Genomic DNA, 13841 nt, shown 5'->3' on the forward strand with positions numbered 1-13841 from the left:
CGGGCCGCCCTAGAGATTTAAGGAAGACGCGATGAAGATCAGCCTCTACGCCACGCTCGCCGCTCTCGTGCTTGCTACCCCGTCCTTCGCCGGGGATGTCGCCGCCGGCGAGAAACTCTTCACCAAATGCAAGGCCTGCCACTCGATCATCGCCGATGACGGCACCGCGATCGTGAAGGGCGGCAAGGTCGGCCCGAACCTCTACGGCATCGTCGGCCGTCCGGCGGCTTCGGAAGAGGGCTTCAAATATGGCGACGGCATCATGGCCGCGGCCGCGGCTGGCCTCGTCTGGGACGAAGCGCTGATCACCGAATATGTCGTCGACCCGACCAAGTTCATCGACACCCACGGCGGCGAAGGCAAATCGAAGATGACCTTCAAGCTCGCCAAGGGCGGCGAAGACGTGGCGGCCTATCTCGCCTCGGTCAAGAAATAATCCTCCGCGATTGCGGTAGAAAACCCGGCCGGAGCCACTCCGGCCGGGTTTTTCATGGCCGGGCGCGGAGGGGGCGCTGCCCCCCGGCCTGCGGCCGCCCCCCGGGATATTTGCACATCGTTGAAACGGCATGAAAAAAGGGGCCGAAGCCCCTTTGATCGGCGGCGCGAACGGCGGCCTCAGCCGAGCTTGTCCTTGACCATCGGGCCGACGGCGCCAAAATCCATCTGGCCGGTGTATTTCGCCTTCAGCTCGGCCATGACGCGGCCCATGTCGCGGATCGAGCTCGCGCCGACCTTGGCGATCGCGGCGTCGACGGCGGCGGAGACCTCCTCGGGCGCGAGCTGGCGCGGCAGGAATTCCTCAATCACCTTGACCTCGCCGAGTTCCTTCTCCGCGAGTTCGAGCCGCCCGCCCTCTTCATAGGCGCGCGCCGATTCCTGGCGCTGTTTGACCATCTTGCCCATGATCGCGAGCACCTCGGCATCGCCCACCGAGGCCCCGTCGCCCGAGCTGCGCAGCGCGATTTCGCGGTCCTTGATCGCGGCATTGATCAGCCGCAGCGTCGAAAGCCGGTCTTGTTCCTTGGCTTTCATCGCGTCCTTGAGCGCCATGGCAATCCGCTCGCGCATCTCCATGAGATCTTCCTCATTATCCCTCAGACCGCCAGAATAGCCGCAACCGCCCCCCGGCACAATAGCGCCAAGCCATTGAAATAAAAGGATAACAGGAATATCCATTCCCCCCTTGACCGCGCCCGCCTCCCCCCGTAGGTTCCAGCAGATTTTGCCCCGGGGAGTCGCGCCATGCCTGCAAGCCACCAGTCATCGGAAAAACCCACCGCGCTGATCGCGCTGGCGGATGGGCAGCTGTTTTACGGCCGCGGGTTCGGCGCCACCGGCGAGACGGTCGCCGAGCTTGTCTTCAACACCGCGATGACCGGCTATCAGGAGATCATGACCGATCCCTCCTATGCCGGGCAGATCGTGACCTTCACCTTCCCCCATGTCGGCAATGTCGGCGTGACCCCCGAGGATGACGAGACGGCCGAGCCGGTCGCCGCCGGCCTCGTGGTCAAATGGGATCCGACCGAGCCCTCGAACTGGCGCGCGGCGGAGGATCTCGTGGGCTGGCTCGCGAAGCGCGGCCGGATCGGCGTGGGCGGGGTCGATACCCGCCGGCTGACCCGTGCGATCCGTCAGCAAGGCGCGCCGCATGTCGCCATTGCGCACAACCCCGACGGCGTGTTCGACATCGAGGCGCTGGTCCAGAAGGCGCGGGACTGGAAAGGGCTCGTCGGGCTCGACCTGGCCAAGGACGTGACCTGCGCGCAGAGCTATCAGTGGAATGAGATGCGCTGGGCTTGGCCCGAGGGTTATGCCAAGCGCAGCGAGCCGGGCCTCAAAGTGGTTGCGGTCGACTTTGGCGCGAAACGCAACATCTTGCGGTGCCTTGCCTCGGCGGGCTGCGATGTGACGGTGCTGCCGGCGACCGCGACGGCCGAGGAGGTGCTCGCGCTGAACCCCGATGGCGTGTTCCTCTCGAACGGCCCGGGCGACCCGGCCGCGACGGGGGCCTATGCCGTGCCGATGATCAAGGGCGTGCTCGAGACCGAGCTGCCGGTCTTCGGGATCTGCCTCGGGCATCAGATGCTGGCGCTGGCGCTCGGCGCCAAGACCATCAAGATGAACCACGGCCACCATGGCGCGAACCACCCGGTCAAGGATCTGACCACCGGCAAGGTCGAGATCACCTCGATGAACCACGGCTTCGCGGTCGATGCCCAGACCCTGCCCGCCGGCGTCGCCGAGACCCATGTCTCGCTCTTCGACGGCTCGAACTGCGGTATCGCGATGGAGAATCGGCCGGTGTTCTCGGTGCAATATCACCCCGAGGCGAGCCCCGGCCCGCAGGACAGCTACTATCTTTTCGAGCGGTTCGCCGAGGCGATGCGCGCGCGTCGCAGCGCCTAAGCCCCTGAAATCAAAGCCTGCCCAAATGGCCTCGCGGAAAAGCCTCCGCGGGGCCATTTTCCGTTAACGGCCCATTAACCAAACCCCGCGAGAGTGGTCGACGGGACAGGTATCGGTTTTGGGGACCGAGATGACGAATATGGCACAGCTGCGGCTCGTGTCGGAGCCGCCGGCCGTTCAGCCGCGCGCGCTTTCCGAGCTCGAACAGTCAGGCGCCGCGCGGCTCGCGGCTCAGCCCGCGCAGGAGGCCCCTGCGGCGGAGGCGGCGCGCCCGCGGCGCACGCCGCTCGGCCAGATCCTGCTCGAGATGGGCGCGGTGGCGCCGGGCGATCTGCTCAAGGCGCTGGCGCTGCGCAACCGTCAGGATGTGCGGCTGGGCGATATTCTGCTGACCCATGGCTGGGTGACCGAGGCCGATCTGATGGCGGCGCTCGCCCGGCAGTGGAAGGCGGCGGTTGTCGACCTGCTCGCCGAGCGCCCCGACCCGCGGATGATCGATGCGATCGGCCCGGAGCTGTGCCTCAAGGAGGCGATGGTGCCCTGGCGCCGGATCGGCGCGACGACCGTCATCGCCACCGCCCGCCCGGAGGAATTCGCCCGCCTTGTCAAGAGCTTGCCGGAGGCCTACGGGCCCTACCGGATGGTTCTCGCGCCGGAATATGATGTCCACCAGAGCCTGCTCGCCCGCCGTCAGACCGCGCTGATCCGCCGAGCCGAGGCCAAGGTCGACCCGGAGCAAAGCTGCCGCACCCGCAACGAAAAGCTCGCCTCGCGGATCGCCTTTGGCGTGATCGCAACCGCCGTTCTCGGCCTCATCGTCGCGCCGGTCGTGGTGTTTGCGGTGCTGTTCGGCTGGGCGATGCTGACGCTTTTGGCGACGATGGGGCTCAAACTCGCCGCCTGGATCACCGAAATGCGCGCGCAGGCGCGGCTCAGACGCGCCCCCGACGCCCCGCCGCCGGTGCCCGCGCGCCTGCCGATCATCTCGATCATGGTGCCGCTCTTCAAGGAGCGCGACATCGCCACGCGGCTCGTCTCCCGGCTGGGCCGGCTGAACTACCCGCGCGAACTCCTCGACATCCTGCTCGTCGTCGAGGAGGACGATTTCACCACCCGCGAGGCGCTCTCAGGCGCCGAGCTGCCGCGCTGGATCCGGGTCGTGACCGTCCCTGACGGCCCGATCAAGACCAAGCCACGCGCGCTGAACTATGCGCTGAACTTCTGCCGCGGCTCGATCATCGGGGTCTATGACGCCGAGGACATGCCCGAGCCCGAACAGCTCCATATCGTCGTGCGCCGCTTTGCCCAGAGCAGGCCGGATGTCGCCTGCCTGCAAGGCATTCTCGATTACTACAACCCGCGCACCAACTGGCTCGCGCGCTGCTTCACGGTCGAATATGCGGCCTGGTTCCGCGCCATGCTGCCGGGGCTGGCGCGGATGGGCCTCGTCGTGCCGCTCGGCGGCACCACGCTCTTCTTCCTGCGCGAGCCGCTCGAGAAACTCGGCGGCTGGGATGCCCATAACGTCACCGAGGACGCCGATCTCGGCATCCGCCTCGCCCGCCAGGGCTACCGCACCGAACTGATCCCCGCGGTGACCCATGAGGAGGCGAACTGCCGCGCGCTGCCCTGGGTCAAGCAACGCTCGCGCTGGCTGAAGGGCTATGCGATGACTTGGGCCGTGCATATGCGCAACCCCGCCCGGCTCTGGCGCGATCTCGGCGCCTGGCGGTTCTTCGGCGTGCAGGTGCTGATCTTCGGCGCGCTCTCGCAATATCTGCTCGCGCCGGTGCTCTGGAGCTTCTGGCTGATCCCCTTCGGGATCTGGCACCCGGTCGAGGCGATCATGTCGCGCGAGCTCGAATATGTGCTCCTTGGCACCTTCGTGCTGACCGAGCTGATCAATATCACCGTCGGCGCCTGGGCGGTGCGCGGCCCCGAGCATCGCCACCTGATCCCCTGGGTGCCGACGCTGCATTTCTACTTCCCGCTCGGCGCGCTGGCGGGCTGGAAGGGCATCTATGAGGTGATCGTGAAGCCGTTTTACTGGGACAAGACCACCCATGGCGTCTTCGACACGCTGCACCATGTCATGCCCGGCGCACGCTCCGACCTCGTCCCCGCGATCGCGGCCGCGGGAAAGATGGCGCCGGTCGAGACCCGCACGCCGCTCGCCCCGCTCATCGACTGAGCCTCAGCGCGGCACGCGCCCGGCCCCCGCATCGAGCTTCAGCCGCGTCTCGAAGGCCTTGGAAATATGAACCTTCAGCGCCGCGGCGGCCGCCCCCTCGTCGCCGGCCTCGATCGCATCGACGATCGCCTGATGCTCCGCCAGCGCCGTCTCCCCCCGCCCCTGCGCGGCCAGAGAGGTCGTCGCGACGAGCGCCATCGAGCGGTGCACGAGGTCAAGCTGCTGCACGAGATAGCGGTTGTGCGAGGCGAGATGGATCTGCCGGTGGAAGCGCTTGTTGGCGCGGGCGAGCGCCACCGGGTCGTCGAGATAGTTGCGGTCTTCCTCGACCATCTCCTGCAACACCCGCACCTCCTCGGGCGCGGCATGTTTGGCCGCCAGCGCCGCCGCCAGCGCCTCGAGCTCGGCGCGCACGACGTAAAGCTCGGCCAGCTGGTTGTGATCGAGCGAGGCCACGATCAGCGAGCGCCCGTCGCGCGCGAGCATGCTTTGCGTCTCGAGCCGCTGCAGCGCCTCGCGCACCGGCGTGCGCGACACCCCGAAGCGCTCCGCCAGCTCGGATTCGACCAACCGATCGCCCGGGCGATAGACCCCGTTGTCGATCGCCTCGAGGATCAGCGTGTAAGCGTCTTTCTGCATTGCTTTTTCTCCCGGTCGAGGCCGAGACCCTAGACCTGCCTCGCGCCCCTGACAAGCCGACTTTCGTCGCCCCGATTGCACCCGCCCCGCGCCCAAGCTAGGCTCGCGCGATGGATACGCCCCCCCCCCTCGCCGATTTCGGCCATGTCACCGATTGGGTCTTCGACCTCGACAACACCCTCTACCCGCCCCAGGTTTGCCTCTTCCCGCAGATCGAGGCCCGTATGACCGCCTATGTGATGCGCGCGCTCAAGGTCGAACGCGCCGAGGCCGATCATCTGCGCAACCATTACTGGCAGCTCTACGGCACCACGCTCGCCGGGCTGATGCATGAACACGGGCTTGATCCGGGCCCCTATCTCATTGATGTGCATGACGTTTCCATGGCGGCCCTGCGCCCGGACCCGGATCTGCGCGCCGAGATCTCGGCCCTGCCCGGGCGCAAGATCGTCTACACGAACGGCTCCGCCCCCTATGCCGAGCGCGTCCTCGACGCCCGCGGCCTGAGCGGCCTTTTCGACGGGATTTTCGGCGTCGAACATGCCGATTACCACCCCAAGCCGCAGCCCCGCGCCTTCGAGACGGTCTTCGCCCGCGCCGCCATCACCCCCGCCCGCGCCGCGATGTTCGAAGATGATCCGCGCAACCTCGTCGCGCCGCGCGCAATGGGCATGCGCACCGTCCATGTCGCCCCCGAGCCCGCCCCGGCCCCGCAGATCGAGTATCACACCGCCGACCTCACCGGCTTTCTGCGCGCGCTGCGGCATGCCCGTCACACCCCCCGAAATCCGTGAGGCCGCGCAAATAACGGGTTTTCCTGAAAGGAACCGGACGTTAAGAACGCCTCGATAGTCTGGGAGACTAACAGGGGAGATTCCACCATGGCCGCAGCCGACCATCACGACATCCATGAAAACCTCGTCAACTACCACAAGAACCAGATCAAGCCGATCTACATGTACCTGCTCGCGGCGCTGATCCTCGTCGTCGTCGGCGGGATGATCGCGACCATGGGCCTTGGCGGGCTGATCCTCGCGGGGGTCGGCGCGACCTGGGTGATCCTCGCTTTCCTCGTGCTGCTGACCTACGGCAGCTGAGCCTGCGACGGCGCGGCACTGGTCTTCCGCGCGGGCGCCGCTAATATGGCGCCCGAATGGAGGGCCCGATGCCAGACCAGTTGCTCAAAACCGATATCCTGATCTCCGGCGGCGGCGTCGCCGGTTTGACCGCGGCCGCCGCCTTCGGCGCGGCGGGCTTCACCACGATCTGCGTGGATCCGACCCCCCCCGTCACCTCGGAAAGCGACCCGGGCGCGGATATGCGCACCACCGCCTTCCTGCACCCCTCGCGCGGCGTGCTGGAAAGCTCGGGGCTCTGGGCGCGCCTCGCCCCCTATGCCGCCCCGCTCCAGATCATGCGGATCATCGATGCGGGCGGCGCCGAGCCGGTCGCGCGACTGACGCGCGATTTCAACGCGGCTGAAATCTCCGACGAGCCCTTCGGCTGGAACCTGCCCAACTGGCTCCTGCGGCGCGAAATGGTCGCACGCCTCGCCGAGATCCCGCTCGTCGATTTCCGCCCCGGCGTCGCCACCACCGGCCTGATCACCCGCGACAGCGGCGCCGAAGTCGCGCTCTCGGATGGCTCGCGCGTGCAGGCCCGGCTCGTCGTGGCCGCCGACGGACGCAACTCCTTCATCCGTGAAGCCGCTGGGATCGACGTGAAAACAACGCGTTACGGGCAAAAGGCGCTGGCCTTCGCGGTCACCCACCCGAAACCGCATGAGAATGTCTCGACCGAGATCCACCGCTCGGGCGGGCCCTTCACGCTGATCCCGCTGCCCGATCGCGACGGGCAGCACAGCTCGGCGATCGTCTGGATGGAGCGCGGCGCCGAGGCAGAACGCCTCGCCGCGCTGCCGGTGGCCGAGTTCGAAGCCGAGATGAACGCGCGCTCGACCGGGCTTCTGGGCCCGCTCTCCCTCGTCACCCGCCGCTCGGTCTGGCCGATGATGACCCAGATCGCCGAGCGCTTCACCGCGCAACGCGTCGCGCTGATCGCCGAGGCCGCCCATGTGATCCCGCCGATCGGGGCGCAGGGCCTGAACATGTCGCTCGCCGATCTGACCTGCCTCTTGCGCCTGTGCGAGAAAGACCCCGCCCATATCGGCGAGGCGCCGATGCTCGCGGCCTACAACCGGCGCCGCTGGCCCGAGGTGAAGGCGCGCGAGGTCGGCATCGACCTGCTCAACCGCGCCTCGATGATGGCACCGCGACCGCTGCGTGACCTGCGCGCGGGCGTGCTCGGCGCGCTTTACTCGCTCAAGCCGGTGCGCAAGACGCTCATGAAGGCCGGTCTCGGCGTGCGTTGACCGCGCCGGGGGCGCTGCCCCCGGACCCCCGGGATATTTGAAGCAAGGCGAAAGGAGATCCCTTCATCTTGCCATAAATATCTCGGGGTGAGCCCCGCAGGGGCGAGGGGCAGCGCCCCTTTCAGACGCTGACGACCTCGCGCAAGGCCTCGCGGGTGAGCGTTGCCTTGGTGCCCTCCATGGCCACCGCACCGCGTTTGAGAACATAAAACCGGTCGCCGAGCGCATGGGCGAAATCGAAATATTGCTCGACGAGGACGATCGCCATATCGCCCTTGTCGCGCAGATATTCGATCACGCGGCCGATCTGCTGGATGATATTGGGCTGGATCCCCTCGGTCGGTTCGTCGAGGAGCAGCAGCTTCGGCTTGGTCAGCATCGCGCGCGCAATGGCGAGTTGCTGTTGCTGGCCACCCGACAGATCGCCGCCGCGGCGATGCAGGAACTCCTTCAAAATCGGAAACAATTCATAGATCTCATCGGGGATGAAATGCTCCGAACGCGGCAAGCAGGCGAAGGCGGTCTCCATGTTTTCCCGCACGGTGAGCAGCGGAAAGATCATCCGCCCCTGCGGCACATAGCCGACCCCGCGCCGCGCCATCGCCTGCGGCGGCACCCGGCCGACTGACGCGCCATCGAGCACAAGCTCGCCCCCCGAGCGCGGATGGGTGCCCGAGATCGCCTTCAGAAGCGAGGTCTTGCCGACGCCATTGGTGCCCATGATGCAGGTCACCTCACCCGCGCGCGCCTCCATATCGATGCCATGGAGGATCTGCGACCCGCCATAATGGAGCGTAAGACCTTTTGTTTGCAGCATTTTCAGCGCCCCAGATAAACTTCGATAACCTGCCGGTTGGCGGTGACATGGTCGAGCGAGCCCTCGGCCAGCACCGAGCCCTCATGCAGCACGGTGACCTTGCAGCCAAGGCGGCGCACGAAGTCCATGTCATGCTCGACCACCACCACCGCGCGGGTTTTCGCGAGCTCGACGAGCAGCGCCGTGGTCTGTTCGCGCTCGGCGAGCGTCATGCCGGCGGCGGGTTCATCGACGAGGAGCAGCTTCGGCTCCTGCGCGAGCAACATGCCGATCTCGAGCCATTGTTTCTGCCCGTGCGACAGTTCCCCGGATTTCCGCGCGAGCTGATCGCCGAGGCCGACCTGGCTCGCCAGCGCCTCGACCTTGAAATGATCGCCCCGCGAGGGCCGCCAGAAGAGCACCGACCACGGGCCGCGATCGGCCCTGAGCGCCATCATCAGGTTCTCGGCGACCGATTGATCCTCGAAGACGGTGGGGCGCTGGAACTTGCGGCCGATGCCGATCCGGGCGATCTGCGCCTCGTTCATGCGCAGCAGATTTTGCGATTTCTCGCCCCAGAGCACGCGGCCCTCATCGGGTTTGGTCTTGCCGGTGACGATATCCATGAAGGTCGTCTTGCCGGCGCCATTGGGCCCGATGATCGCGCGCAGCTCGGCCTCGCCGATCGAGAAGGACAGGTTGTTGATCGCGCGGAACCCGTCGAAGGTGACGGAAACGCCCGAAACTTCAAGAAGTTGGCTCATTCTACCGCCTCCTCTTCGCGCAGGCTGCCTTCGCTTGGGCCGAGCGGTGTGCCGCCGCGTTTGGGCGGGCGCAGGCCCTCGAAAAGATCGACGAGCCCTGCCAGCCCCTTCGGCGCGAACAGCGTGACCAGCACGAAGCTCAGCCCCAAGAGCACCGACCACCAATCGACCCATTTGACGGTGTAGAAGCCGAGCGGCAGGTCCGGCGCGCGCCCGCCGGTGAACCAGGTCGAGACGAGCGACACGAAAGCCGCGCCCACCACCGCGCCATAGATCCGCCCGCGCCCACCGATCGCGACCCAGACCGCGAGATAGATCGAAGCGATCGGCGCGATCTCGGCGGGGTTGATGATGCCGGCCTGCGGGTAATAGAGCGCGCCCGCGATCGCGGCGATGACCGCGGTCAGGGTGAAGACAAAGAGTTTATAGGTTTCAACGGAGTAGCCAAGGAACCTCACGCGCGCCTCATCATCGCGGATGCCGCGGATCACCGAGCCGAACTTGCCCGAGACGACGAAGGCCACCGCCAGATAGCCCAGCGCCAGCGCGCCCGCCGAGGCCCAGAGGAACCACACCGAGACCGCATCCTGGCCCGCGGCCTCGAGACCGGGGATGTTTTGCAGCCCCGAGAGCCCGTTGTTGCCGCGCAGGCCGGAGTCGTTCTGGAAGAGGTAGAGCGAGAGCGCGAGCGTCATCGCCTGGGTCAGGATCGAGAGATACACCCCCGTCACCCGCGACTTGAACGCGAACCAGCCGAAGAGAAACGCGAGCACCCCGGGCACCAGCACCACCAGCAGAAGCTGCATCGGCAGCGAGCCCGCGAAGCTCCACACCAGCGGCAGATCGGAGGAGCCCACGACCCCGAAAATCTGCGTCGCGATCGCGTCTTGCAGCTCCTGCGGCGTCATCGGCAGCACGCCCGCGGCCGAGGAGAGCACGATCTCGCGGGTGCGCGCATACATCAGCCACATGCCGACCATATAGCCGCCAAGCCCGAAAAACGCGAAATGGCCGAGCGAGAGGATGCCGGTATAGCCCCAGATCAGATCCATCGCGATCGCGATCAGACACAGGCACAGCGTCTTGCCCAGCGTCTTGACCATCGAGGTCGAGATCACGCCCGAGCCATAGGCCTCGGAGAGGAAGGTCACGCCGAGCGTGACCACCGCCAGCACCAGAAGGAAGGTCAGAACCGAGGGGTTCTTGGCGAGAAAGCCGGGTTTCATGGATCAATCCCCCGCCGCGCGGCCCTTGAGCGCGATGATCCCGCGCGGCCGGAACTGGATGAAAACAATGATGAACAGGATCATGTAGGTCTGGGCGGCGAGCGTATTCGAGGGGTTGAGCCACTCGATGCCCTTTTGCAGCGTGCCGATCAGCCCGGCGCCCGCGAGCGTGCCCCAGATGTTGCCGACGCCGCCGACCACGACGGTCATGAAGCTCTGCACGATGTAATCGGCGCCGAGCTCGGAGGTGACCTTGGCGAAGAGCCCGATCGCGACGCCCGCAACCCCGGCGATGCCCGAGCCGAGCCCGAAGGTAAGCATGTTGATGCGGTCCGGGTTGATGCCCATCGAGGCCGCCATCGAGGGGTTTTGCGTCACCGCGCGGACCTCGAGCCCGAGCCGGGTGCGCTTCATCACGAAGAGAAAAACCCCAAGGAAAACAAGCGCAAGGACGAAGATCGCGATGCGGATATAGGAGATCGAGACGACATCGTTGAGCGCCCAGGCGCCGTCAAGCCAGGGCGGCGAGGTGAGCGGGCGGGCCTGGGTGCCGAAGATGTTCTTGAAGATCTGTTGCAGCGCGATCGAGATCCCGAAGGTCGCGAGCAACGTCTCGAGCGGGCGTTTGTAGAGATGGCGGATCACCAGCCTCTCCATCGCGACGCCGGCGGCGAAGGTCACCAGGAAGGCGAGCGGCAGCGCGACCAGGATCGAGATCGTGTAGTCGGAGATATATTGCTGCACAACATAGCCGGTATAGGCGCCCAGGGTGATGAACTCGCCATGCGCCATGTTGATCACCCCCATCACCCCGAAGGTGATCGCGAGGCCGATCGCGGCGAGGAAGTAGATCGAGGCGAGCGAGAGCGCGTCGAGGCCGAGATCGGCGGCCTGCATCGCATCGACCTTGAGGGTGATGCGCTTGAGCGCGGCGGCGGCGGCGGTGGTGACGGCGCGGTCGGGCTCGGCGTAGAGATCGGCGTAGCGATGCGCGGCGACCGCGGCGGCAACCTCGTCATCGGTCGCGGCGGCGGGCACTGTGCCCGCGGCCTCGAGCGCGGTATAGGCCGCATCGCGCCGCGCGGGGTCGGCGAGCTCGGCCAGCGCAACCCCGCCCACCGAGCCCTCGACCACATGCGCCTCGAGCGCCGCGCGCAGCTCGGCCCGCGTCAGCCGCGCGGGCGCAAGCCCTTGATCGACCAGCAATTGATAGGCTTCATCGGCGGAAATCTCGCGCCCGGGCCGCAGGGTTTGCGCGACATTGCCCTCCGGCGCGGCGGCGAAAGCCTTGCGCGTCGTGGCCACCAAGGGGTTCAGCGCGGCGCGCAGATCGAGCCCGAGATCGGCGCCAAAGCTCTCGATCGCGGCGACGCGTTTCTCGGTCGAGCTGCCGTAACGGATGGTGATCAGCCGCTCGAGCCGGTCCTTCTGGGCGCGCAGCGCGGGGTCGGTCTCGCCCGCGATCGAGGCGCGCAGCGGTTCGAGATGCTCGGCCGCACCGACCCGTGCGAGCGCCTCGAGCGCGGCGCGGCGCTTGGCCGGATCGGGGTCGTTGAGCTGAAACGCCACCAGCGCCGAGGAAATCAGCCCGCGCACGCCGGAATTCGGTTTGAGCTCAGTGATCTCGGCCTTGGCCGCCTCGCCCGCCGCCGCCCCCGTCACCGGATCGCTGAGCGCCCAGCCCGCCGCCGTCTTCTCGATCAGGAAAAACGCGCCATCCTTGCGCTGGCCGACGCGCTTCTCGGCCCAGGCCTCGAGGAACGCCGCCGCCCCCGGCCCCGAGGCGCCGATCGCTTCGATCACCGGCCCGATCGTCTGGCGCGAGGGTCTCGCGATCGCCGCGGCATTCTCGGCCAGCACCTTCGCAAGCCCCGAGAGCTCTGGCGTAACTGTTTGAATTTCTTGGGGATCCAGAGGCGCAGCCTCCTGCGCGAAGGACGGGAGCGCGAGGCAGATCACCGCCGTCAGCGCCAAGAGAGGGATGCGCATTCCTGCCTCCGGTCAGAGAACCGGGAGGGGGGCGCCCCCCTCCCGCATGTCAGATCAGTAGTTCGACTTCAGCTGAACGCAGGTCTTGGTCTCGGTGTTGTACATCCCGCAGTCGAGATCTTTCCAATCCGAGTCGAGCACCGCCGATTCGGGCAGGAAATCGGTCCAGGCATCGCCCGGCACCGGGTCGGTCTGCGAGATGATGTCGAACTGGCCATCGGCCCGGATCTCGCCGATCAGCACCGGCTTGGTCAGATGGTGGTTGGGCAGCATCTCGGCGGTCGAGCCGGTCAGGTTCGGGAATTTCTGACCGATCATCGCTTCCTCGACCTTGTCGACCTCGGTCGTGCCGGCCTCGGTCACCGCATTCACCCACATGTTGAAGCCGATATAGGTGGCCTCCATCGGGTCGTTGGTGGTGCGCTTGTCATTGCCGGTGAAGGCGTGCCAGCCCTCGATGAAGGCCTTGTTTTCCGGGGTGTCGGCGCTTTCGAAATAGTTCCAGGCGGCGAGCTGGCCGACGAGGTTCTTCAGATCGCCCGAGCCCAGACCCGAGAGCTCTTCCTCGCCCACGGAGAAGGCCACGACCGGGATATCCTCGGCGGTGATTCCGCTCGCCGCGAGCTCTTTGTAGAAGCCGATGTTGGCATCGCCGTTGATCGTCGAGATCACGCCGACCTTCTTGCCATCAGCGCCCAGCGCCTTCACGTCGGCCACGATCTTCGACCAGTCTGAATGGCCGAACGGGGTGTAGTTGACGAAGATATCGTCCTTCGAGATGCCCTTCGAGGTCAGATAGGCCTCGAGGATGTTGTTCGTGGTGCGCGGGTAGACATAGTCGGTGCCCAGGAGCGCGAATTTCTCGACGCCGAGCTCGTTGAGGAAGTAATCCACCGCCGGGATCGCCTGCTGGTTCGGCGCGGCGCCGGTGTAGAACACGTTCTTCGAGCTCTCCTCGCCCTCGTATTGCACCGGGTAGAACATCAGCCCGTTGAGCTCTTCGATCACCGGCAGCACCGATTTGCGGCTCACCGAGGTCCAGCAGCCGAAGATCACATCGACATCGTTGACGGTCAGCAGCTCACGCGCCTTCTCGGCAAAGAGCGGCCAATCCGACGCCGGGTCGACCACGACCGCCTCGAGCTTCTTGCCCAGCACGCCGCCCTTCTTGTTCTGCTCGTCGACGAGCATCAGAACGGTGTCCTTGAGCGTGGTTTCCGAGATCGCCATCGTGCCGGTCAGCGAGTGCAGCACGCCGATCTTGATCGTGTCCTCGGCGGCGAAAGCGCCCCCCGAGGTGAACAGGGTCGCGAGCGCGGCGCTCAGCATGAACTTCTTGATGCCAGTCATTATGTCCCTCTTGGTGAATGCCGGCGCTGTCGCCTGGCTGTTCTTGTTTTCACGGGCCTCGATCGGCCGCGCCCCAGCCTGGGCTAGGGCGTGCCGCGCCAGCAAG

The 13841-nt window shown here is 66.5% G+C and carries 13 protein-coding genes; 6 read left to right on the forward strand and 7 right to left on the reverse strand.

The features are described 5' to 3' along the window. The first annotated feature begins 31 nt into the window (after window positions 1-31). Window positions 32-436 (forward strand): c-type cytochrome, encoded by a 405-nt coding sequence (locus tag LPB142_RS12825; protein WP_068764851.1) that lies wholly within the window; start codon window positions 32-34, stop codon window positions 434-436. 179 nt (window positions 437-615) lie between these two features. Here LPB142_RS12825 and LPB142_RS12830 read toward each other — a convergent pair whose 3' ends face one another. Further along, a complete protein-coding gene (locus tag LPB142_RS12830) occupies window positions 616-1074 on the reverse strand; it encodes a GatB/YqeY domain-containing protein (protein WP_068764852.1) in 459 nt (152 codons plus the stop codon). Window positions 1075-1242: 168 nt separating this feature from the next. On the opposite strand from LPB142_RS12830, the gene carA reads away from it, so the two are divergent. Next, entirely contained in the window at window positions 1243-2409 is a 1167-nt protein-coding gene (gene carA / locus LPB142_RS12835; RefSeq protein ID WP_068764853.1) for a glutamine-hydrolyzing carbamoyl-phosphate synthase small subunit, read from the forward strand. A 130-nt stretch (window positions 2410-2539) separates the two neighbouring features. Continuing rightward, window positions 2540-4600, forward strand: a complete 2061-nt coding sequence (locus LPB142_RS12840) for a glycosyltransferase (RefSeq protein WP_232230895.1) — start codon at window positions 2540-2542, stop codon at window positions 4598-4600. A gap of 3 nt (window positions 4601-4603) precedes the next feature. Here the strand turns inward: LPB142_RS12840 and LPB142_RS12845 are convergent, their stop codons facing one another. Then, window positions 4604-5239: a GntR family transcriptional regulator gene (locus LPB142_RS12845; RefSeq protein ID WP_068764854.1), complete on the reverse strand. Its 636-nt coding sequence runs from the start codon at window positions 5237-5239 to the stop codon at window positions 4604-4606. 110 nt (window positions 5240-5349) lie between these two features. Between LPB142_RS12845 and LPB142_RS12850 the strand changes: the two genes are divergently transcribed. The 3 genes from LPB142_RS12850 to LPB142_RS12860 all read left to right on the forward strand — a co-directional run bounded on the left by LPB142_RS12850 (window position 5350) and on the right by LPB142_RS12860 (window position 7610). Further along, on the forward strand, window positions 5350-6033 hold the full coding sequence (locus tag LPB142_RS12850; protein ID WP_071166618.1) for a pyrimidine 5'-nucleotidase: 684 nt from the start codon (window positions 5350-5352) through the stop codon (window positions 6031-6033). 87 nt (window positions 6034-6120) lie between these two features. Next, entirely contained in the window at window positions 6121-6336 is a 216-nt protein-coding gene (locus LPB142_RS12855; RefSeq protein WP_068764856.1) for a hypothetical protein, read from the forward strand. Between the two features lie 68 nt (window positions 6337-6404). Then, complete coding sequence (locus LPB142_RS12860; RefSeq protein WP_068765034.1) at window positions 6405-7610, forward strand: UbiH/UbiF family hydroxylase; 1206 nt, start codon at window positions 6405-6407, stop codon at window positions 7608-7610. 121 nt (window positions 7611-7731) lie between these two features. Here LPB142_RS12860 and urtE read toward each other — a convergent pair whose 3' ends face one another. The 5 genes from urtE to urtA are packed head-to-tail and all read right to left on the reverse strand — an operon-like array spanning window position 7732 to window position 13714. After that, window positions 7732-8427, reverse strand: a complete 696-nt coding sequence (gene urtE / locus LPB142_RS12865; protein ID WP_068764857.1) for an urea ABC transporter ATP-binding subunit UrtE — start codon at window positions 8425-8427, stop codon at window positions 7732-7734. A 2-nt stretch (window positions 8428-8429) separates the two neighbouring features. Next, window positions 8430-9170: an urea ABC transporter ATP-binding protein UrtD gene (gene urtD, locus LPB142_RS12870; RefSeq protein WP_068764858.1), complete on the reverse strand. Its 741-nt coding sequence runs from the start codon at window positions 9168-9170 to the stop codon at window positions 8430-8432. Beyond that, window positions 9167-10396: an urea ABC transporter permease subunit UrtC gene (gene urtC, locus LPB142_RS12875; RefSeq protein ID WP_071166619.1), complete on the reverse strand. Its 1230-nt coding sequence runs from the start codon at window positions 10394-10396 to the stop codon at window positions 9167-9169. The genes urtD and urtC overlap by 4 nt, the downstream gene beginning before the upstream one ends. A gap of 3 nt (window positions 10397-10399) precedes the next feature. Beyond that, on the reverse strand, window positions 10400-12385 hold the full coding sequence (gene urtB / locus LPB142_RS12880; protein WP_082872829.1) for an urea ABC transporter permease subunit UrtB: 1986 nt from the start codon (window positions 12383-12385) through the stop codon (window positions 10400-10402). Between the two features lie 54 nt (window positions 12386-12439). After that, window positions 12440-13714, reverse strand: coding sequence for an urea ABC transporter substrate-binding protein (gene urtA / locus LPB142_RS12885; RefSeq protein WP_156894444.1), 1275 nt, complete (start codon window positions 13712-13714; stop codon window positions 12440-12442). Window positions 13715-13841 lie beyond the last annotated feature (127 nt).

Source organism: Rhodobacter xanthinilyticus (assembly GCF_001856665.1).
In the GTDB taxonomy this organism is placed as follows: domain Bacteria; phylum Pseudomonadota; class Alphaproteobacteria; order Rhodobacterales; family Rhodobacteraceae; genus Rhodobacter; species Rhodobacter xanthinilyticus.